Annotated in this window: 17 protein-coding genes and 1 pseudogene; 9 read left to right on the forward strand and 9 right to left on the reverse strand. The window is 59.6% G+C overall.

Annotated features, from left to right (window positions below):
- Positions 1–12: 12 nt before the first annotated feature.
- From ASC75_RS13475 to ASC75_RS13510, 6 genes are all read right to left on the reverse strand, one after another.
- Positions 13–738, reverse strand: coding sequence for an ABC transporter ATP-binding protein (locus ASC75_RS13475; RefSeq protein WP_055976047.1), 726 nt, complete (start codon positions 736–738; stop codon positions 13–15).
- Positions 735–2,624, reverse strand: coding sequence for a branched-chain amino acid ABC transporter ATP-binding protein/permease (locus ASC75_RS13480; protein ID WP_162244923.1), 1,890 nt, complete (start codon positions 2,622–2,624; stop codon positions 735–737). The genes ASC75_RS13475 and ASC75_RS13480 overlap by 4 nt, the downstream gene beginning before the upstream one ends.
- Complete coding sequence (locus ASC75_RS13485) at positions 2,624–3,499, reverse strand: branched-chain amino acid ABC transporter permease (protein WP_082496578.1); 876 nt, start codon at positions 3,497–3,499, stop codon at positions 2,624–2,626. The genes ASC75_RS13480 and ASC75_RS13485 overlap by 1 nt, the downstream gene beginning before the upstream one ends.
- 74 nt (positions 3,500–3,573) lie before the next feature.
- Positions 3,574–4,887 (reverse strand): ABC transporter substrate-binding protein, encoded by a 1,314-nt coding sequence (locus ASC75_RS13490; RefSeq protein WP_082496579.1) that lies wholly within the window; start codon positions 4,885–4,887, stop codon positions 3,574–3,576.
- A gap of 37 nt (positions 4,888–4,924) precedes the next feature.
- Positions 4,925–6,310, reverse strand: a complete 1,386-nt coding sequence (locus ASC75_RS25530; RefSeq protein WP_082496580.1) for an amidase — start codon at positions 6,308–6,310, stop codon at positions 4,925–4,927.
- A gap of 268 nt (positions 6,311–6,578) precedes the next feature.
- Positions 6,579–7,940, reverse strand: a complete 1,362-nt coding sequence (locus tag ASC75_RS13510) for an amidohydrolase family protein (protein ID WP_082496581.1) — start codon at positions 7,938–7,940, stop codon at positions 6,579–6,581.
- 495 nt (positions 7,941–8,435) lie between these two features.
- Between ASC75_RS13510 and ASC75_RS13520 the strand changes: the two genes are divergently transcribed.
- Positions 8,436–9,233 (forward strand): GntR family transcriptional regulator, encoded by a 798-nt coding sequence (locus tag ASC75_RS13520; RefSeq protein ID WP_162244924.1) that lies wholly within the window; start codon positions 8,436–8,438, stop codon positions 9,231–9,233.
- A gap of 33 nt (positions 9,234–9,266) precedes the next feature.
- Here the strand turns inward: ASC75_RS13520 and ASC75_RS26040 are convergent, their stop codons facing one another.
- On the reverse strand, positions 9,267–9,578 hold the full coding sequence (locus tag ASC75_RS26040; protein ID WP_156381258.1) for a hypothetical protein: 312 nt from the start codon (positions 9,576–9,578) through the stop codon (positions 9,267–9,269).
- Between the two features lie 85 nt (positions 9,579–9,663).
- Between ASC75_RS26040 and ASC75_RS13525 the strand changes: the two genes are divergently transcribed.
- The 8 genes from ASC75_RS13525 to ASC75_RS13560 all read left to right on the forward strand — a co-directional run bounded on the left by ASC75_RS13525 (position 9,664) and on the right by ASC75_RS13560 (position 19,363).
- Positions 9,664–10,560 (forward strand): glutamine amidotransferase family protein, encoded by an 897-nt coding sequence (locus ASC75_RS13525; protein WP_055976077.1) that lies wholly within the window; start codon positions 9,664–9,666, stop codon positions 10,558–10,560.
- 4 nt (positions 10,561–10,564) lie between these two features.
- Complete coding sequence (locus ASC75_RS13530; protein WP_055976081.1) at positions 10,565–11,302, forward strand: GXGXG domain-containing protein; 738 nt, start codon at positions 10,565–10,567, stop codon at positions 11,300–11,302.
- A gap of 8 nt (positions 11,303–11,310) precedes the next feature.
- Positions 11,311–12,639 (forward strand): FMN-binding glutamate synthase family protein, encoded by a 1,329-nt coding sequence (locus tag ASC75_RS13535; protein WP_055976086.1) that lies wholly within the window; start codon positions 11,311–11,313, stop codon positions 12,637–12,639.
- 29 nt (positions 12,640–12,668) lie between these two features.
- Complete coding sequence (glnT, locus tag ASC75_RS13540; protein WP_055976091.1) at positions 12,669–14,012, forward strand: type III glutamate--ammonia ligase; 1,344 nt, start codon at positions 12,669–12,671, stop codon at positions 14,010–14,012.
- A gap of 82 nt (positions 14,013–14,094) precedes the next feature.
- Complete coding sequence (locus ASC75_RS13545; protein ID WP_055976094.1) at positions 14,095–15,348, forward strand: sarcosine oxidase subunit beta family protein; 1,254 nt, start codon at positions 14,095–14,097, stop codon at positions 15,346–15,348.
- A 16-nt stretch (positions 15,349–15,364) separates the two neighbouring features.
- Positions 15,365–15,673 (forward strand): sarcosine oxidase subunit delta, encoded by a 309-nt coding sequence (locus tag ASC75_RS13550; protein ID WP_055976098.1) that lies wholly within the window; start codon positions 15,365–15,367, stop codon positions 15,671–15,673.
- Between the two features lie 2 nt (positions 15,674–15,675).
- Positions 15,676–18,735 carry a sarcosine oxidase subunit alpha family protein gene (locus ASC75_RS13555; RefSeq protein WP_244487838.1) on the forward strand — a complete coding sequence of 1,020 codons (3,060 nt, stop codon included), beginning with the start codon at positions 15,676–15,678 and terminating at the stop codon, positions 18,733–18,735.
- A complete protein-coding gene (locus ASC75_RS13560; RefSeq protein ID WP_055976100.1) occupies positions 18,728–19,363 on the forward strand; it encodes a sarcosine oxidase subunit gamma family protein in 636 nt (211 codons plus the stop codon). Before ASC75_RS13555 ends, ASC75_RS13560 begins: the two co-directional genes overlap by 8 nt.
- A 480-nt stretch (positions 19,364–19,843) precedes the next feature.
- On the opposite strand, the gene ASC75_RS13565 is transcribed toward ASC75_RS13560, so the two are convergent.
- Both ASC75_RS13565 and ASC75_RS13570 read right to left on the reverse strand, forming a co-directional pair.
- Positions 19,844–20,275, reverse strand: coding sequence for a heme-binding protein (locus ASC75_RS13565; protein WP_055976103.1), 432 nt, complete (start codon positions 20,273–20,275; stop codon positions 19,844–19,846).
- 522 nt (positions 20,276–20,797) lie between these two features.
- A pseudogene (locus tag ASC75_RS13570) lies at positions 20,798–21,118 on the reverse strand (ornithine cyclodeaminase family protein); the annotation flags it as partial.

Below are 21,118 nucleotides of genomic sequence, written 5' to 3' on the forward strand. Positions count from 1 at the left end.
TCCAAATAATTTTCAGATCGACAAGTACCGGCCGAGAATATCAGGGTCTTTTGCTTGCGAAGCAGAGCCTTCCCAACCAATTTGTCCTTTCTCCATGAACAAGACGCGATCAGCGATATCGAGAGCGAGACTGTGGTTCTGTTCAGTGAGCAGGACCGCGAGTCCGGCGTCGGCGAGCCGGCGCAACATGCCTCCGAGTTCTGCTACGATCAGGGGAGCGAGACCCTCACTGGGCTCGTCGAGCATGAGTACCTCGGGCTGGGACAAGAGCGCGCGCCCCACCGCCAGCATTTGACGCTCGCCGCCAGACAACTGTCGTCCTTGCGAAGCTGCGAGTTGCCGCAGCTTCGGGAAGAGGTCAAACACCTTGTCGATGTTCCACTGCCCATTGCGAGCGGACACACCCGCGCTCGTCTGCAAGTTCTCAAGGACGGTCAGACTGCCAAGGGAGCGGGAACCAGAGGGAACAAGTGATAGTCCGGCCCGCACGCGCCGGAATGCTGGCGCTGCAGCAATCTCATTTCCTGCCAACAGCACCTTTCCTCGCTTCGCGGTGACGAAGCCCGCAATGGCCATGAGCGTTGTCGTCTTGCCAGCACCATTGCGGCCAAGTAAGGCAACTATCTCACCCCGCCTCACATACAATTGGGCATCGAACGTGACCTGGCATTTTCCGTAAAAGGCATTCAGGTCATGCACCCTTAGTGCGGCGGTAGCTTGGTTATCTGCAATCGTCATTGTTGATCTCCTGCAGTATTCGACCCAAGATAAGCGGCAATTACATCGGGGTTGCGTCTAATCTCATCTGGCGTTCCTTCGGCTAGCACCGAGCCGTTGCACAAGACAGTTATCCGATCTGCAATGCCGAACACGACATCCATGTCATGCTCAACAAACAGTATGGTCAGACCCTGACTTTGTGCGATCTCCCTGATCGCATTTACAACCTGGCGGGTTTCACCCGGGCCTACCCCTGCTGTAGGCTCGTCGAGACACAACAGCTGCGCCTCAACTGCGAGACCCATTGCGATCTCGAGCGTCCGTTGATCACCATGCGAGAGATCTGCAGCTCGAACCAGCGCCACGTCGCCAAGCCCGACATTCTTAAGAATCGCAGCCGCGCGGTCTCGAATAGCCGCCGGGAGTTTGCCCACCAAACGGGCAGTTCGCCCCCGCACGCTTGCTTCTGCGAGTGCGACATTGTCGATGGTGGCCAACGCAGGGAAAATATTCGGCTGTTGAAAGGACCGCCCTAAGCCTAGCTTGACGCGGTCCCATGGGTTGGCAAAGGTAATGTCCTTGCCGGCGAATTGTACTTTTCCTGCATCGGGCCGCAGCGCTCCAGTTATGAGATTGAAGAAGGTGGTTTTGCCAGCGCCGTTCGGTCCGATGATCGCGTGGATCGTACCTTTCCTGACTTTCATGCTTACGTCACGCGTTACATGAAGGCCGCCAAAGCTCTTGGTCAGATTGGATACTTCGAGGAGCACCGGCGCGGTTGTAACATCTGCCCGGGCCTTCTGATGGCTTGACGCCGCTGGAGCGGCCGACATGACCGTCGCACGCTGCGGCACACGAGGCCGCGAGTTGCCCAGAATATTGCGCAGACCTGACTCAAGCGCCCCTATGATTCCGCTAGGCATACCGATCGCGACGACGACGACCACGAGCCCGACCGCAACGTCCCAGAATTCCGTGCGCGAGGCGAGTTGGTCGGTTAGAAGTGTATAAAAAATGGCGCCAACCACTGGTCCCAGGAAATAACCGAAGCCGCCTAAAAGTGCGACTATCAGCGGGGTGGCGGACATCTGCCAGAAGAACAGGGCATCCTGAACCTGGCCTTCGTAGATAGTAAAGAGTCCTCCGGCAAGGCCGGCAAAGAAGGCCGCAATGATGAACGCGCCGTATTCATAGCGGATTGGTGAGATGCCTATAAACTGAGCCCTTAGACGGTTCTCGCGTAGGCCCCGCAATGCGTCCCCAAACGGCGAACGGGTCACCATCCACAACACGAGCGCTCCGCCTGCCACGCAGGCGAATGTAAACCAATAGAGCTTGCTTAGATCGAATGCCCAGCTGGGTTGGAAATCACCAATGAGCCCTTCATCGCCGCCAGTCCATGCCGGTGTACCGTGCGCAATTGCGTAGACAAGCTGGGCCGTACCAAGAGTTAGCAGGCCGAAATATATCTCCTTCCCGCGCAGTACAATTGGAGCAAGTATCGAGGCAGCTACAGCCGCCGCCAACGGCGCGACAATCAGGCCGGCGAGCGGATGCCATTCCAATCTCGAAACCAGCAGAGCAACCGTATAGGCACCTATGCCGAAGTAGGCAGCATGCCCAAATGTCAACAAACCGCTGGTACCAAATAGAATGTTCAAGCTTAGCGAAAACATGCCCAGAACAAGGGCCGATCCTAAGACCAGCACAATTGTGCTTGGAAAAATCAAAGGCGCAGAAATCAGTAGAGCAATGGCAACGACGCACGATGTCACGACAATAGGGCGCAGCCATCCGTCAAGTCGGGTCTCCGAATTCCCACTTGTTTCTAATCGCTCAGCAGATGCGTGGTTTAAGGTCATTGTCTCACCGATAGGTACTTTGTTGTTCGCCTGGATTGACATCATCTCACCTTGCCGAACAGGCCCTGGGGACTAATTGCGAGAACCGCGACAAGTAATCCGAATACTACGATCAATGACCAGGAGGGGGGCAGCCAGATGAGCGCAACCGAACTGGCAATTCCCACCATCAGCGAGCCCACAAGCGCTCCGCCGATGCTTCCCAAGCCGCCGATGACAACGACCACCACGGCCTTGACGATCACATCGAGGTCGAGGCCAACAGAAATAGTTTGCTGCGGAGTGACAAGTGCGCCGGCGATTCCTGCGAAGAAGGCCCCGAGAGCGAATACTGCTGTGAACAACAGGGGGACGTTGACGCCAGCCATCTCGAGAAGTTGACGGTCATCCACCGCCCCACGGATCAGGCGGCCTAGAGAGGTTTGATACATGACAAGCCACAGTACGATTACCGCCGCACTCCCCACGCCTATCAGGAACAGCGAATAGGTGGGGAAGTAAGTTCCAAGCATCGGCACCCCCCCATCGAGCAGAGGGGGCATGGCAGTCTGTCGTGGTGCAGACCCCCAGATGCCGCGGACCAGTCCGCCAATGATCATCACCAGGCCGAATGTGACCAGCAACTGAATTGCCACATCGCGATGATAGACGCGACGAAGGCATGCGATTTCAATCAATGCACCGAGCGCCGCAACTGAAAGGCCGGCAAGGATTGCGCTGATCCAGAAGGCTACGTTTCCACTTCCAACGAAGCCGCTGAGCGAGGTTGCCAGGAACGCGCCCAGCATATAGATCGACCCATGCGCAAAGTTGATGATCCGCAGTGCTCCAAAGACCAGGGTAAAGCCTGACGCGACAAGGAACAAAACTGCAGAAGCGGAGATTCCAGAAAGTAATTGTAAAAGGAACTCATTCATTTAAACCAAACCTCCGAAAAACGCTTCAGGTAATCAGCCATAGCAATAGCCATGGCTGATTACTGTCGCCGTCGCTATTGCACTGATGTCCAGCGCGTTGAAGACTTTCCGGCGAGTATTGATTCGTAAAGTGGCTGCTGGATTACGTCTTTCATCAGCATCGACTTGCTGTCGGAAGACCAGTATGGGTGCCCAAGTTGGCTGTCGTCGACAATCGGGCCGACATTCGACCAAGCATTTGCTTGGTGATTGGGCATGATTTCGGTGTCATTTCCATAGACTGAATCGAAGGTCAGCCCACCCTTCTTCACAGCAGCATCCATCGCATTATAGTCGAAGCTCCCGGCGGCTTTCGCCACCGATGCCCACATCTGGACCGCGGAGGCAGCCGCATAAGCCCATTCGTCGGGGGTCGAGCCCCCGTTGGCAGCTTTGTAAGCCTCGGTAAATTCCTTCCCCACCGGTGTCTCACTCATGATTTTGACGTTGGCTCGCATCACGCCGTAAGTGTTGGCAGGCAAGTTGCCCTTCCCAACTGCTTTCAACGTCGCTGTGTCGGGATAAAACATTGTTAGGATATCCAGCTTCCGCTGGTTCCATATCTTGTACACCGAGCCCAAATCCGGGCCGAGCAGGTTTCCAAATACGCAGTCGGGCGACTTGCTGGAAATCGCTTGAATGATAGCGCCAAAGTCTTTGTTCTGCAGGTTGTAAGGCTGGTCTACTACGATTTGGGCGTCTGGCTGTGACTCCGTCAACTGGCCTCGAAAGGCTGAGACGACATCGCGGCCGGCTACGATGTCAGGATACAAAAAGCCGTATCGTTTGCATTTGCCGCTCTCAATCAGGTACTTGGCGGCTGCTCTGCCATCTTGATAGAGCGTCGAAATGGCCATGTAATTGCCTGGCTCGCGGGCATCCATGACAAACTGTGCATCACCGCCTTCCCCGGAAAACAGCGGTATTTCTTGCGCGTTTGTGATTTTCGCCATGCTAAGCATGCTGCTACTGAGTGTCGGACCAAACACCACATTTGGCTTGTTTGTTGCGATAGCCTTCTTGAGTTCCCTAACCGCGACTGCCGGGTCCAGCTGCTCGTCTTTGATGGTCAGATTAACCTTGCAACCGAGCAACCCGCCGTCCTTGTTAATCAGATCGATCGCGGTCTGGGTCGCACTTGCCTGACTGGGGCCGAGCACGCCGAGGCGCCCTGAGACATCACTCACAATCAGCGCCTGGGCCTCGCCATTCGCGCAGCTACTGGTTTCGGCCGCAGCGGTTCCGGCGTTCAGCACCGCGGCAACAAGGCTGATGGTAATGCCACCAAGCGCGGTTTTGAATGGTCGGCTTACTGGCCGGCCGCGCATAATCGAGCGACAGTTTTTCATTGAGTTCCTCCCGTTAGTACCTTCGGCGCCCTTCGCCTCAGGTATTGGTCAGCACCGGACGGCGCGAATGCCAATTGGTCGCGTTTTGAAATGCCTGCCCAATTCGTATGATCATCTTCTCGTTGAGGGGGGCGCCAACCAATTGAAGTCCTACCGGCAACTGTTGGCTGGTGAACCCGCACGGCACGCTCAATGCTGGCTGCCCGACAAGACTCCATGGACATGTGTACTGGATGAGCCGGCCCATATCGCGAGCGATGACCATGTCAGCGAGAGGCATTGAGGTGCATGGCAGGGTGGGCATCGCAAGGGCGTGAATGCCCGTGCTGACAAACAGTCTTTTAAGCTCTTCTTGCAGCGCACAGCGAGCGCGGTAGGCTGCCTGAAGATCAGCTGCGGGCGCCAATAGCGAGAGCTCTATGAACCGTCTAACTGGTTCGCTATAAAGCTCCCGCTTTTCAGCTAACCACTGTCTATGCTGGGGACCAAACTCGCCGGTGATGATCGCCGTTGCAGCTGGTAGAGCCAGCTCTGCCAGCGGCAAATCTACTTCTACGAATTCAGCTCCGAGTTTGCCGATGGTATCGATCGCATCGGCAACTACACGTGCGACGTTTTCGTCAGGGGCCTGGCCAAATCTGTCGAGCCGCGGCAATCCAATCCGAATACCCCGAAGCTCGACGTCAAGGTCTGCGCAGAAATCTGGGCTTGGCCCAAGCCATGTCCTGGTATCCGCAGGATCCTCTCCAGCTATCACATTCAGCACAATCGCGGCATCACGCACCGAGCGTGAAAATATGCCAACATGCTCGACAGTCGGTACAGTGGCGCCGCGTACCGTCCCTCTTGCACTGACACGCCCGTAAGTAGGTTTTAGTCCTACGACACCGGTTACAGCAGCTGGTTTTCGAACAGAGCCACCTGCGTCTGTACCAAGCGCAAAGAGACACGATCCGACGGCCGTCGATACGCCGCTGCCGGCGCTTGAGCCTCCCGGATAGTGCGCCAAGTTCCAAGGGTTGCGCGTTGGGGGGACGTCTTGGCCGCTTGCAAATTCATGAGTGACATGTTTGCCGACGAGTACCGCTCCGGCCTCGCGAAGTCGTGCCACTGCCCATGCATCGTGAGATGTGCGATGCCCTGCCAATACACGCGAATTTGCCTGAGTGGGCATGTCTCGTGTTAGAAGCACATCCTTCACTGCAAAGGGAATCCCATGCAGTGGACCGCGCCGTTCGGTAGCATCTGCTGAGCGTGCGGCTGCGAGCGCCTCTTCTGCTCCCACATGGGCATATGCGTGCACCGCTGGTTCAGTTTGCGCGATGCGCGCCAGCGTAGCCTCTACTAATTCGACCGAGGTGAGCGACCCATTTGCAATCCGCGATGAAGCCTCGAGAATTGTAAGATCTGGAAGATCAGACATCCCAACGTGCCTCCGTGCCGGGTAACACGTCCCCCAAATCTACTTGGAGTAAGAGCTCCGTCGACTGCAGATGTTGCTGCAGAGAAACAGCTAGCGGAGCAAGGTCCTCTTGGTCCACCTGTACGCTGGCAAGATGGGCCAGGGTGGCGATATCTTCGGGAGAAACCTGCCGTACAATTTTCGAAAGCGAGATCTGGCGCAAGTTCTGCTCCGTGCAGTTGGCCAATCGTTTGGACGCGATTACCAATCAGCGCCCAAGTAATTGAAATCATGAGTTGAGGTGCTTTGTGACGTATTTGCCATGCCCGAGCGGCCCGATGACTTCGCCATCTAGGTAGACCACCTTGCCTCGGACGATTGTAGAAATAGGAAAAACTTTTACTTCCCTGCCGTGGTAAGGAGACCATTTGGCCGTTTGGTCAAAGAACTCCAAGGCTTGACCGTCAATAATGCGCTTTCCGTTTGTTTCCAGAACAACAAGGTCCGCATCGGCACCAATTTGGATAGAACCCTTGCGGGGATATAGACCGAGTATTTTGGCTGGGTTGACCGCCATAGCTTCGACAAGTCGCGCCAGGCTTATTCCTCGCTTGAAGATCGCCTCGGTGGCCACTACGGGGAGCATTGTTTCCAGGACGTTTCCAGCGCCGGGATTTTGGTTCCAGATATCGGCGCCGTTGATCTTGGTCAAAGGTGCGTGGTCCGAGGCGATCGAATGGATTTCGCCTCTGGCAAGCCGTTCCCAAAGGCCGTCCACAGCGTTCCGAGACCGTGGCGGAGGGTTCCATTTCAAGCGGGCATCGTCGAGACCGGATTCCAAATCCACGCACAACTGGTGTGGTAACGTCTCGGCCCAAATATCCACACCGTCGCGCCTAGCCGCCGTGATGACATCAACGGCTTGCGGCGTCGAAATGTGTACGACTATCACTCGAGCAGACGTAGCCTTAGCTAGTGTCGCTAGGCGCTGGACCGCATCCACTTCAGCAAACCAAGGCCGCGCTTCATCCCACGCTGCCGGCCCGGTTTTTCCTTCCGCTCTAACGCGCGCAGTCTCTGCACTTACAATGCCTGCATTCTCACAATGCGCCATGAGCGTAACGTTTTCGCTCTTCACCCGCCGCATGAGGTCCATCAATTCGGCATCGGAGGTGCCAGGAAACATGCCGGGAGGCGCGACATCGCCTGTGAAAATCTTTATTGAGACGACCCCTGCCCGTACCATGGCATGGACCTCTTCGGGACGGTCTGGGCAATACCCCCCAATTGCGGCGTAGTCGACGTGATAGTTGCCGCCTACCTGGGACAATTTCGCGCGAAGCAAATCGCTTGTGATTGTTGCCGGACGGTCTAGGGGCATTTCAACCAACGTTGTCACGCCACCGCGCGCGGCTGCTCGTGTAGCAATTTCGTGTGTCTCAACACCATAACCCCACCAGCAGTGGAAATGCTGGTCGACCAAGCCAGGAATGACAGTCTTTCCGGATGCATCGACTACCGTGTCTGCTTCAATGGGCTCCGACGATATTTCGATTATCTTTTCGTCACGAACTCCAATGTTCGCATCTACCAGTTCACCTCCTGGCAGCATCACTCTTCCGTTCAGGACAGAGAGATCACATTTTTGCATGTTTGAGGCTCCCAACTACTATTTGACTGAATCTCATATGCCGACAGCGGCGTCGGATGGCATTGCCAGATCTTCAGAGCCCTGCAGAGCGTTGATCCTTTCGAGCATGGAAACATGCAATCATTCCGAATGTCAACTTTTCAGAATTGATTTTTTTCCGATATGATATCGATAATTCAACAATTCTGGAGACAAAAGCATATTGCTCGCACTTCGTGGCGAACTCCTAGGCGGGTAATTTATTGTATATAATCAGTTAGTTGGGTCTTTTTCCATATGGCGACCTGTCGATCTCCAAAACGCATTGTAACGTCATTCAAACCCGAAAGATTGATCAATTCACAGCATGCTGCGCAACGATTGTTGGTAATTAATTGACATAATAATCCACATGATTGAGATAGCCGATGGACAATCTGTGGTAAAATGCGTGGAGAATGCAGGCGGCTACTGTCAAGGCATGTTCCGCGCTGTAAACACCCTTGCAGATCCGACGTGAAAGCATTCAAGTCGGATCTTGATGAACGCCGTCGAGCAACTGGTTATGTGTTGCTTGCAATGAGGACAATAGACGACATGGCAAGCCGAAAGAATGAAGCGAACTTGGTCTACGATATGCTAACGCGCGCCATCATAGAGCAGGCCCTTGCTCCAGAGACTAAGCTCCCTGAAGAAGCGATCAGCAAGCAGTTGAACGTCAGCCGACATGCGGTCAGGTTGGCGCTTCAGATGCTAGCTACCGATGAGTTGGTGGAGATCCGACAAAACAAGGGTGCGACAGTCGCGAAGCCCGGCATCGAACAAGGACGGGATATCCTGCGAATGCGCATGGAATTGGAGGATGTCGTTGTCCGAACACTCGCCGGCAAATTGACGGCCCTTCAAGTTGAAGAGCTTCGCAAGTCGGTCGAACTCGAACATGCGTATGTTGAGAAGGATCCTGCATCATACAAGGGGCAAACCTGCTCCTTTCATCGAACCTTGGCCAGAATGACCAACAGCAAGCTTCTGTCCAAATATCTTGACCCGCTACTGACGCAGAGCTCCCTGGTTTTCTACATCTATGGGCGACCTCATTGGACGAAATGTAATTCTGACGAGCATGCCGAGATAATCGATGCGCTGGAGATCGGAGACATCGAACGGGCACAGTCGATAATGCGGATGCATCTTGAGGCGATTTATGAGAGAGCTTTTTCTGACGACAAGATAAGCGATGTTAATTCGCTTCACGACGCTCTCAATAGATACATAGGTAGCGGCGTGCGCCCTAAAGCCGATGCCGGGGTATAAATCTTACGGCCTCAAATCTGGGCTTAGCTGACATCAAATCCCTTTGTCGCCGCCGGATGGCAACCCTGCAGCGTCAGGGATTTGCACCCTGCTGCTGTCGCGCGTTGCAGCATCGATGCGCCAGAACTTTCTTTCGTTGCGGCTTACCGACCCTGCCAGTTCCTCTTTGTTGCTGGCGTATGCGTTGCGATTTCCTGATGCGCAGCACCTCAACTGAATGATGCATTCGATTGCGTGCGAAGCTGCTTGGGGTGCCGTTTTACGCCCATTTTCGTCACTGAAGGCATCATAATTATCCAGAGCGACCAAGTCGTCGATTTTCTCTCCAAGGAATAATTCATTCATTACAGTTGAAATTGGAAAGGGAAGCTGCTAGGTTATGGCAGGCTGTTAGCTTGTTACAGGCAGCCAATCAGGTGAGGAAACTGGGATGTGCGGAATTGTAGGACTCTTTCTCAAGGACAAGTCGCTGGAGCCCCAATTGGGTGCGCTGCTGTCCGAAATGCTCGTAACCATGACCGATCGCGGCCCCGATAGCGCGGGCATCGCCATTTACGGCGGCGGCACCAAGGGTCATGGCAAGATCACCATCCAGTCGGCTACCCCGGACGTGGATTTTAGGGGTCTTGACGCCGAACTCGGCAAGAAGATCAACGCCAAGGTTTCGTCGGCAGTGAAGTCCACCCATGCGGTGCTGGACGTTCCGTCCGACAAGATCGCCGAAGCCCGCGCGGCTCTCTCCGAGCTCCGCCCCAACGTTCGCGTCATGGGCGCTGGCGAAGCGATCGAAATCTACAAGGAAGTCGGCCTGCCGGTCGAAGTCGTGAAGCGCTTCGACGTCACCAAGATGAGCGGCAGCCACGGCATCGGCCATACCCGCATGGCCACCGAATCCGCCGTCACCACGCTCGGCGCGCATCCTTTCTCGACCGGCCCGGACCAGTGCCTGGTGCACAACGGCTCGCTGTCGAACCACAACAACTTGCGCCGCGAGCTGATCCGCGATGGCATGCGCTTCGAGACCGAGAACGACACCGAGGTCGCCGCTGCCTACCTGTCGTCCAAGATCGCGCACGGCCAGAACCTCGGCGAGGCGCTGGAAAGCAGCCTCAATGACCTCGACGGCTTCTTCACCTTCGTGGTCGGTACCAAGAACGGCTTCGGCGTCGTCCGTGATCCGATCTCCTGCAAGCCCGCCGTCATGGCCGAAACCGACCAGTATGTCGCTTTCGGTTCCGAGTATCGCGCGCTCGCCAACCTGCCTGGCATCGAAGACGCCAAGGTCTGGGAGCCTGAGCCCTCCACCGTCTATTTCTGGGAGCACTGAGACTATGCATTCAACGAATCTTGCGACGTCCCCCCTGCACCAGGTCAACTACGCGCCGAAGGTGTTCGATCTTTCGAAGAACACGCTGCGCGAGTTCAACCAGGCGCTGCACGAGGTGAAGGACGCTTCCACCGAACCGAACTGGGAAGTCATCAATCCCAAGGGCAGCCACGCGGTTGCCGTTGGCGCCGAGCACCCGATCTCGATCGATGTGCAGGGCAGCGTCGGCTACTATTGCGGCGGCATGAACCAGCTCTCGACGATCACCGTGCATGGCTCGGCCGGCCCGGGCGTCGGTGAAAACATGATGTCGGGCACCATCATCGTGAAGGGCGACGCCAGCCAGTACGCCGGCGCCACCGGTCGCGGCGGCCTGCTGGTCATCGAAGGCAACGCTTCGTCGCGTTGCGGCATCTCGATGAAGGGCATCAACATCCTCGTGCGTGGCAACATTGGCCATATGTCGGCCTTCATGGCCCAGTCCGGCAACCTGGTTGTGCTCGGCGACGCCGGCGACGCGCTCGGCGACTCGATCTACGAAGCCCGCCTGTTCGTTCGCGGCTCGGTCAAGAGCCTCGGCGCCGACTGCATCAAGAAGGAAATGCGCCCAGAGCACATCGCCATCCTGCAGGACCTGCTCGACCGCGCCGGCATCACCGACGTGAAGCCGGAGGAGTTCTCGCGCTACGGTTCGGCGCGCACGCTCTACAACTTCAACATCGACAACGCTGACGCATACTGAGGAACAAAATGAGCTATCACAATCCTCCGACGACGCCACGCAAGTCGGCCACGTTCGATGAATACGCAATGTCCGAAATCCGTCGCGCCGCAGCGACGGGCATCTACGACATCCGCGGCTCCGGCGCCAAACGCAAGGTCCCGCACTTCGACGACCTGCTGTTCCTCGGCGCTTCGATCTCGCGCTATCCGCTCGAAGGCTATCGCGAAAAGTGCGATACCTCGGTCGTTCTGGGCACCCGTTTTGCCAAGAAGCCGATCGAGCTGAAGATCCCGATCACCGTTGCCGGCATGAGCTTCGGCTCGCTGTCGGGCCCGGCCAAGGAAGCTCTCGGCCGCGGTGCAACGCTCTCCGGTACCTCGACCACCACCGGCGACGGCGGCATGACCGAGGAAGAGCGCGGCCACTCCAAGCACCTGGTTTATCAATACCTGCCGTCGCGCTACGGCATGAACCCGCGTGACCTGCGTCGTGCAGACGCCATCGAAATCGTTGTCGGCCAGGGCGCCAAGCCGGGCGGCGGCGGCATGCTTCTCGGCCAGAAGATTTCTGACCGCGTCGCCGAGATGCGCACCCTGCCCAAGGGCATCGACCAGCGTTCGGCCTGCCGTCACCCCGACTGGACGGGTCCTGACGATCTCGAGATCAAGATCCTCGAAATCCGCGAGATCACCGACTGGCAAAAGCCGATCTACGTCAAGATTGGTGGCGCACGCCCCTACTACGACACCGCGCTCGCAGTGAAGGCCGGCGCCGACGTCGTCGTGCTCGACGGCATGCAGGGCGGCACCGCAGCAACCCAGGAAGTGTTCATCGAGCATGTCGGCCAGCCGACGCTTGCCTGTATCCGCCCGGCAGTGAAGGCGCTGCAGGACCTCGGCATGCACCGCAAGGTTCAGCTCATCGTTTCCGGTGGCATACGCAATGGTGCCGATGTGGCCAAAGCGCTCGCCCTCGGTGCTGATGCAGTATCGGTTGGAACCGCAGCGCTGATCGCGCTGGGCGACAACGATCCGCGTTGGGAGGATGAATACCAGAAGCTCGGCACCACTGCCGGCGCTTACGACGATTGGCATGAGGGCAAGGACCCTGCCGGCATCACCACGCAGGACGTCGAGCTGATGAAGCGCGTCGATCCGATCGCGGCTGGTCGCCGTCTGGCGAACTACCTGAAGGTCATGACGCTCGAGGCACAGACTATCGCTCGTGCCTGCGGCAAAAATCATCTGCACAATCTCGAGCCTGAGGATCTCTGCGCTCTTTCGATCGAAGCTGCCGCCATGGCTGGCGTGCCGCTTGCGGGGACGAGCTGGGTACCCGGGAAGGGTCCCTTTTAAAACCACAAGGATTGGGAGGAGCAATTCACATGGGTACGGCCTTCGAAGCCAAAATCGATCAGTCAGAGGTGACTGATCTCAAAGAGTTCGCAAGGACTCGCAATATCAAGTACTTCATGGTCTCGTATACCGACCTCTTCGGAGGTCAGCGCGCCAAGCTGGTGCCTGCGCAGGCTATATCGGACATGCAGAAGGACGGAGCCGGCTTTGCCGGCTTCGCGACTTGGCTGGACCTGACCCCGGCGCACCCCGACATGCTGGCTGTGCCGGATCCGATCTCGGTCATCCAGTTGCCCTGGCGCCCGGAAGTTGCCTGGCTCGCATCCGACTGCCTGATGGAAGGCAAGGGTGTGGCCCAGGCGCCGCGCAACACGCTGAAGCGCCTAGTCGCCGAAGCCGCCAAGGAAGGCATGCGCGTCAAGACCGGCGTCGAGCCGGAATTCTTCCTGACCACGCCGGACGGCAACCAGATTGCCGACGAGTACGATACGGCCGCCAAGTCCTGCTACGACCAGCAGGCCGTGATGCGCCGCTTCGATGTCATCGCCGAAATCTGCGACGCGATGCTCGATCTCGGCTGGAAGCCCTACCAGAACGACCATGAGGACGCGAACGGCCAGTTCGAGATGAACTGGGAGTACGACGACGTCCTGCAGACCGCAGACAAGCACTCGTTCTTCAAGTTCATGGTCCGCTCGATCGCCGAAAAGCACGGCCTGCGCGCGACCTTCATGCCGAAGCCTTTCCCCGGCCTCACCGGCAGCGGTTGCCATGCCCACATCTCGGTTTGGGATCTGACCGGCAAGAGCAACGCCTTTGCCGACAAGAACATGGAGCTGGGGCTTTCGGAGAAGGGCCGTCACTTCCTCGGCGGCATTATGAAGCACGCCTCGGCACTGGCAGCGATCTGCAATCCGACCGTGAACTCCTACAAGCGCATCAACGCACCGCGCACGCTTTCGGGTGCGACCTGGGCGCCGAACACGGTGACCTGGACCGGCAACAACCGCACCCACATGGTGCGCGTGCCCGGCCCCGGCCGCTTCGAACTGCGCCTGCCGGACGGCGCTGCCAACCCGTACTTGATGCAGGCGATCATCATCGCTGCCGGCCTCAGCGGCATTCGCTCCAAGGCCGATCCCGGCCCGCGCAGCGATGTCGACATGTACCGTGAAGGCCACACCGTCACGCATGGCGCCAAGCTGCCGCTCAACCTGCTTGATGCGCTGCGCGCCTACGACGAAGACAGCGAACTGAAAGCTGCGATGGGCGAGGAGTTCTCCGCCGCCTTCATCAAGCTCAAGACTCAGGAGTGGAACTCCTACGCGTCGCACTTCACCCAGTGGGAGCGCGACCACACGCTGGACGTCTGAGGCATACGAACAGGCTCAGCGCCCGATCATCCAGATCGGGCGCGGCCTCGGGCACACCTCACATTTCGCCGGAACACATGCGATGAAATATTCGATCTTCTCACTCGCCAAGGCAGCTTTGTCCGGCCATCAAGGCTGGACCCGGGCCTGGCGCGATCCGGCACCCAAGAGCCACTACGATGTGATCATCATCGGCGGTGGCGGCCACGGCCTGGCCACGGCCTATTTCCTCGCCAACGAGTACGGCATCCGCAATGTCGCGGTGCTGGAAAAGGGCTGGATCGGTTCCGGCAATGCCGGCCGCAACACCACCATCATCCGCTCCAACTACGGCCTTCCCGGCAATACCGGCTTCTACGAGCTTTCGATGAAGCTGTGGGAGCGCATGGAGCAGGACCTCAACTACAACGCGATGGTCAGCCAGCGCGGCATCATCAATCTCTATCACTCCGACGCCCAGCGCGACGCCTTCGCCCGCCGTGGCAACACCATGCGCATCAACGGTATCGATGCCGAACTGCTCGACGCGGTGCAGATCCGCAAGGAACTGCCGTTCCTGAACTATGACAGCCCGCGCTTCCCGATCATGGGCGGCCTGCTGCAGCGCCGCGGCGGCACTGCCCGCCACGATGCCGTGGTCTGGGGCTATGCCCGTGCCGCCGACCAGCGCGGTGTCGACATCATCCAGAATTGCGAAGTCACCGGCTTCGTCCGCGACCAGAACGGCAAGGTCACCGGCGTCGAGACGTCGCGCGGCAAGATCAGCGCCGGCAAGGTCGGCATGGCGGTTGCCGGCAGCACGTCGAAAGTGGCCGCCATGGCCGGCATGAAGTTGCCGATCGAAAGCCACGTGCTCCAGGCCTTCGTCACCGAGGCGATCAAGCCGCTCATTCCCGGTGTCGTAACCTTCGGCGCGGGCCACTTCTACATCAGCCAGTCCGACAAGGGCGGCCTCGTTTTCGGCGGCGACCTCGACGGCTACAATTCCTACGCCCAGCGCGGCAACATGCCGGTGGTGGAAGACGTCTGCGAAGGCGGCATGGCGGTCATGCCGATGATCGGCCGCGTCCGCATGCTGCGCCAGTGGGGCGGCATCATGGACATGTCGATGGACGGTACGCCGATCATCGACAAGACGCCCGTCGACGGCCTCTATCTCAACGCCGGCTGGTGCTATGGCGGCTTCAAGGCGACACCGGCATCCGGTCTCGTCTTTGCCCATCTGCTGGCGCGCGACGAACCGCACCCCGAAGCGGCGCGCTTCCGGCTCGACCGGTTCCGCCGCGGCGCGATGATCGACGAAAAGGGCCAAGGCGCCCAACCCAACCTGCACTGAAAGCGAGACTGGCGGAATGCGTATTGCATGTCCTTTCTGCGGCGAACGCGAGAACGGCGAGTTCACCTATCTCGGCGACGCCTCGCCCAAGCGGCCCAACTTCGCAGTCGATAGCGGGGAAAGCCCCGAGCGCGTCGAAGACGCCTTCTACGACTATGTTTATCTGCGCGACAACGTAGCCGGCTTCATGCGCGAGTACTGGTATCACGGCGGTGGCTGCCGCTCCTGGCTGATCGCCGAGCGCAACACCGTGACGCATGAATTCAGATCGGTGACGGCAGCCCCCGGTGTGGGCGCGTCGAAGCCGGTGCAGGCAGGAGAATAAAGATGTCGGGCTATTCCGGATCCGAACCGCTCGGCAGGACGGCCGCTGCCGAAGGCAGCACCAGCGCACGCAGCCAGGCTGCATCCGCCAGCCAGTCGCATCGGCTGCGCAGCGGCGGTCTGATCGATCGCCAGGCGCCGCTTCAGTTCTCCTTCGACGGCAAGACCATGACGGGCTTTGCTGGTGATACGCTCGCCTCGGCGCTCGTCGCCAACGGCGTCAAGCTGGTCGCCCGATCGTTCAAGTACCACCGCCCGCGCGGCATCATCACCGCTGGTTCGGAAGAGCCGAGCGCGCTGGTCGAGATGCGCACCGGTGCCCGCAAGGAGCCGAACACCCGCGCCACCACACAGGAACTCTATGACGGGCTGATCGCCCAGAGCCAGAACCGCTGGCCATCGCTGCGTCGCGACGTCATGTCGATCAACCAGCTGTTCTCGCCGATCTTTGTCGCAGGCTTCTACTACAAAACCTTCATGTGGCCGGCGAAGTTCTGGGAAGCGATCTACGAGCCGATCATCCGCCGCGCAGCCGGTCTCGGCAAGAGTGCGGAACTGCCGGATCCCGACCACTACGACAAGGCCTGGGCGCATTGCGACGTGCTCGTCGTTGGTGCCGGCCCCACCGGTCTTTCGGCGGCACTGGCCGCTGGCCGAGCCGGTTCGCGCGTCATCCTGGTCGAAGAAGACAATCGTCTCGGCGGCCGCCTGCTCAGCGACGGCGGCGAGATCGACGGCATGCATGCCGAGGAGTGGGTGCGGCGTGCGACCGGCGAACTCGATGGGATGGCCAACGTTCGCATCATGACCCGCACGGCGCTGTTTGGCGTCTATGACGGCGGCGTCCATGCCGCGCTCGAGCGCGTCAGCGATCACATCCCCGTTCCGGGTCCGCATCAGGTCCGCCAGCGGATTTGGCGCATCGTCGCCAAGCGCTCGGTGGTCACTGCCGGTGCCATCGAGCGGCCGATCGCCTTCCCGGGCAACGACCGTCCGGGCGTGATGATGGCTTCCGCCGTGCGCACCTACGTCCATCGCTTCGCGGCGATGCCCGGCAAGCGCGTCGCGCTGTTCACCAACAATGACGACGGCTGGCGCACGGTCGAGGCGATCCAGCAGGCCGGCGGCGACATCGCAGCAGTCATCGACCCGCGCGGCAAGGTGCCGGCGGAATACCAGGCACTGGCCGAACTCTCCGACCTGCGCGTGCTGGCCGGCGGCGTGACCGACGTCAAGGGCGGCGTCGATGGCGTGCGCGGCGTGGTGGTGACTGCCGCAGATGGCAGGAAGCAGCAGATCGATGCCGACTGCCTGGCGGTGTCCGGCGGCTGGAACCCCAATGTGGGCCTGTCCTGCTTCCATCGCGGCAAGCCGGTGTGGCGTGACGACATCGCGGCGTTCGTGCCGGGCGACTGCCCGACGGGCATGGTCATGGCGGGCGCTGCCAATGGCGAATTCTCGCTTGGTGCGTGCCTGCGCGACGGTCATGCCGCCGGTGCGGCCGCGGCCGCCGATTGCGGCGCATCGGGCAATGCCGGCGAAGCCTCGGAAGCGGGCGACGAGGTTTACGCGATCTCGCCGCTCTGGCAGGTCAAGGCCAAGGGCAAGGCGTTCGTCGACTTCCAGCACGACGTCACCGCATCCGACGTGACGCTGGCCCAGCGCGAAGGCTTCGAGAGTGTCGAACATCTCAAGCGCTACACGACGCTTGGCATGGCGACCGACCAGGGCAAGACCTCCAACATCACCGGCCTTGCCATCATGGCCGATGCCACCGGCCGCACCATCTCGCAGACCGGCACGACGATCTATCGTCCGCCATATGCACCGGTGGCGATCGGCGCGCTCGCCGGCCATCACCGCGACGAGAGTTTCCACGCCTGGCGCCTGACGCCCTCGCATCACTGGGCTGCGGCCCGCGGTGCGGTGTTCGTTGACACCGGTCTGTGGAAGCGTGCCCAGTGGTACCCGCAGCCGGGCGAGAAGGACTGGATTGAATCGGTCACCCGCGAAGTGCTCGCCGTGCGCAACGGCGTCGGCTTCTGCGACGTCTCCACCCTGGGCAAGGTCGACGTGCGCGGCGCCGATGCAGGCACGTTCCTGGATCGCGTCTACATCAATGCCTTCTCGTCTCTCGGCGTCGGCAAGGCCCGCTACGGCCTGATGCTGCGCGAGGATGGCATCGTCATGGACGACGGCACGACGTCGCGTCTTGCCGAAGACCACTACTTCCTGACCACGACCACGGCCAAGGCCGGACCGGTCATGGCGCATCTCGAATTCTGCCGCCAGGTGCTCTGGCCCGAACTCGACGTGCAACTGTCGTCTGCGTCCGACCAGTGGGCCCAGTTCTCGATCGCAGGTCCAAATACCCGCAAGCTCTTGCAGGCGCTGGTCGATCCGTCGGAAGACATGAGCAACGAAGGCTTCCCCTTCATGGGTGCCCGCGAGGTCAAGCTGCGCGGCGGAGTCACCGCCCGCCTGTTCCGCATCTCGTTCTCGGGTGAAATCGCCTTCGAAATCTCGGTGCCGGCGCGCTACGGCGCGGCGATGGCCGAGAATCTGATGATCGCCGGAAAGCCTTATGGCGTGACGCCTTACGGCACCGAGGCGCTTGGCGTCATGCGCATCGAGAAGGGCCACGTTGCCGGTCCCGAACTCAATGGCATGACGACGGCTGACGACCTCGGCCTCGGCAAGATGATGTCGAAGAAGAAGGACTTCATCGGCCGAGTCATGGCCGGCCGCGAGGCGCTGACCGCAACCGACCGCCAGGTCGTCGTCGGTATCAAGCCGCTCGACCGTGCACGCCGCCTGCGCTCCGGTGCGCATGTCATCCCCAAGGGCGGCATCCCGGGTCCGGCGACCGACCAGGGTTACGTCACGTCGGTCTGCTACTCGCCGATGATGGAACAGTGGATCGGCCTCGGCCTGGTCGAGCGCGGCCGCGAACGCATCGGCGAGATCGTCCGCATCCACGATCCGCTGCGGAGCGAGGACTATGAAGCCGAGATCTGCAGCCCAGTCTTCTACGATCCCGAAGGAGTGCGCCAGCGTGGCTGATTTTTCCTGGAACACCCAATCGCCGCTCCAGAAGGCGCTCGTCGCCGGCCGCCATGGCGTGGCCGGTGCCCAGGCAGGCGTGACGCTTGTCGAGGTGCGCGACCTCGTGCTGGTCCAGGTCATGGCCCGGCGCGGCAAGGCTGCCGACACCGCCAAGGCGGCAAAGAAGCTGTTCGGCGTCGATGCGCCGAGCACGCCGAAGGCCGTCGCAGGCAAGACCGCGACGCTCGTTTGGTCGGGACCCGACCAGTTCACCGTCCTGGCACCACGGACGGACGAGAGCTCGCAGATCGATGCCATGAGCCAGGCGTTCTCCGGCTCGGCCTCGCTTTCCGACCAGTCGGACGGCCGCTGCCTGATCCGGGTTTCCGGGCCGCGCGGCCGCGATGCGATCGCCAAGTTCTCGTCGCTCGATTTGCACGACGCTGCCTTTCCGGTCGGCGCTGCGGCAAATACGGCGGTCGACCACACGGCGGTCAATTTTTACCGTGAGGCGAATGGCGCCGACGGCCATCCGGTCTATAGCATGCTGGTTTTCACCAGCTTTGCCGACAGCCTGTGGCACACCATCGTGGATTCGTCGCTGGAATATGGCGTTGACACGTCACGGACGCGCGCGGCGGCCTGACGCCTGCAAGAATTGCAGATAAGCGAAAGCCCCGGAGCGATCCGGGGCTTTTTCGTAGGCTTGCTGTTCGCGTACCAAACTAGCCTCGCCATTTCTGATCCGGCTGTTTGCGATGATCGTTCCGAGCCGAACCTTTGAAAGGGCAGCACCAGCGAGCGCAGCATGCGGCGGCCAACCACGCTATCGCAATTGCGAACTGATCACGTCTTGGCAAGACAGAAGAGCCACAGGAGCTGGTCACTTCGAACACCGTCCTGGCGCGACTGATTTCTCTCCGACACATAGCCATAGGGCAAAGACATGCTGCCCTGAAACCTAGGTTCGGACGCAAAAAGGCCAAGGGCTGCAAGGTCCAACGAAACCTTTGCGCTGCGACCAGGGAATGACGACAAGCGGGAGGCACACTGAGCAGGACGACTACCGAACAATATTTCGACAAGGCATTTGGCGGATCAACGTTGTCGACTCCGCCAGCACGCACTATCCGGCCTGAGGTCTAAGCCCTGCAGCTTCGATACCAGACATGGCGGCAAGTTCATCATTGTCCGACGTGTCACCTGTAATGCCCACGGCACCCAAGAGCTTGCCTTGCTCATTGCGGATGAGTACGCCACCGGGAACTGGAACGATGCGACCGCCTGAGACAGCGTTGAGGCCCTCGATGAAATGCGGTCTTTCCCTAGCTACTTGGTCAAGCCAGCGCGAACCCATCCCGACCGCGAGCGCGCCATAAGCCTTGCCCGCTGCAATCTCGTAACGCAGCATCGACGCACCGTCCTGCTTTTGAAACACCTTCAAGTGGCCGCCTGCGTCGAGAATGGCGATCGTCAAGGGCAGCATTCCGGCCGCAGTGGCCTTGCTTAACGCTGCAGTGACGATGGTATTGGCAGTGGCGAGCGTCAAATCCGACATTGCGGGCTCCGGCGGGTTGGGTGGGTTGTATTGGGGGTACGTTGTTCGGTCGGTGCATGCTGGTACAGATCTGGAATGCCCGTGGGTGTCGAGTTTCGACCGTAGCTCTCATCTCGGGCATCGGACGCCTTCAGCAAATGCTGACCACCCTAGAACCCTTGGCAGCTGCGCTCACCGACGCACACGATATGGCCAACTGCCGCGGACGCGAGCCATTGAAATTCGGGCGTTGTGCTGCGACTGCACCCCCGCCGTCGAAATTGAACGTCCTTTCCACCCCTGACTGACGGACAAACATGACAGGCTGGGTCCAAACACCGGCAACGTAGTACAGCTGCTGGTCTTGCGATCTGATTTCAAATGCCATCATGCTAGGTGGTGACCCGGTGCGCTCCGCATGGGCTGAAATTCACCGCCTCAGGCCAATTTCCGAACGAAAGCGCCAAACACCTTTCGGCAGAGGTTAAAGTTCGGCTGCAGCCCGTCTGCCCTTCCCATCTCCCTGTCGTACATAGGATAGACTTAGAAGTCGACCGTGGTGGCCACGCCTGTGGCAACCGCCCGCTCGACGGCAACTGACGCCACGGCAAGATCCTGCAACGCAACGCCGGTTGCGTCGAAAAGGGTAATCTCATCTGCGCTGACGCGCCCGGGATGATCCCCATTGATGACGGCACCGATCTCGATAATGGCGCTGGCGTCCACCAGCCCCTCGGCAACGGCGTGCTGGGTCTCTCCGATCGTCACCGCCTGCGCGATTTCGTCCGTGAACACAGTTGCATTGGCCAGCAGTCGCGCGTCGACCTCCTGCTTACCCTTTGTGTCGGTCCCCATGCACGCCAG

Source organism: Aminobacter sp. DSM 101952, assembly GCF_001424795.1.
GTDB classification, from domain to species: domain Bacteria; phylum Pseudomonadota; class Alphaproteobacteria; order Rhizobiales; family Rhizobiaceae; genus Aminobacter; species Aminobacter aganoensis.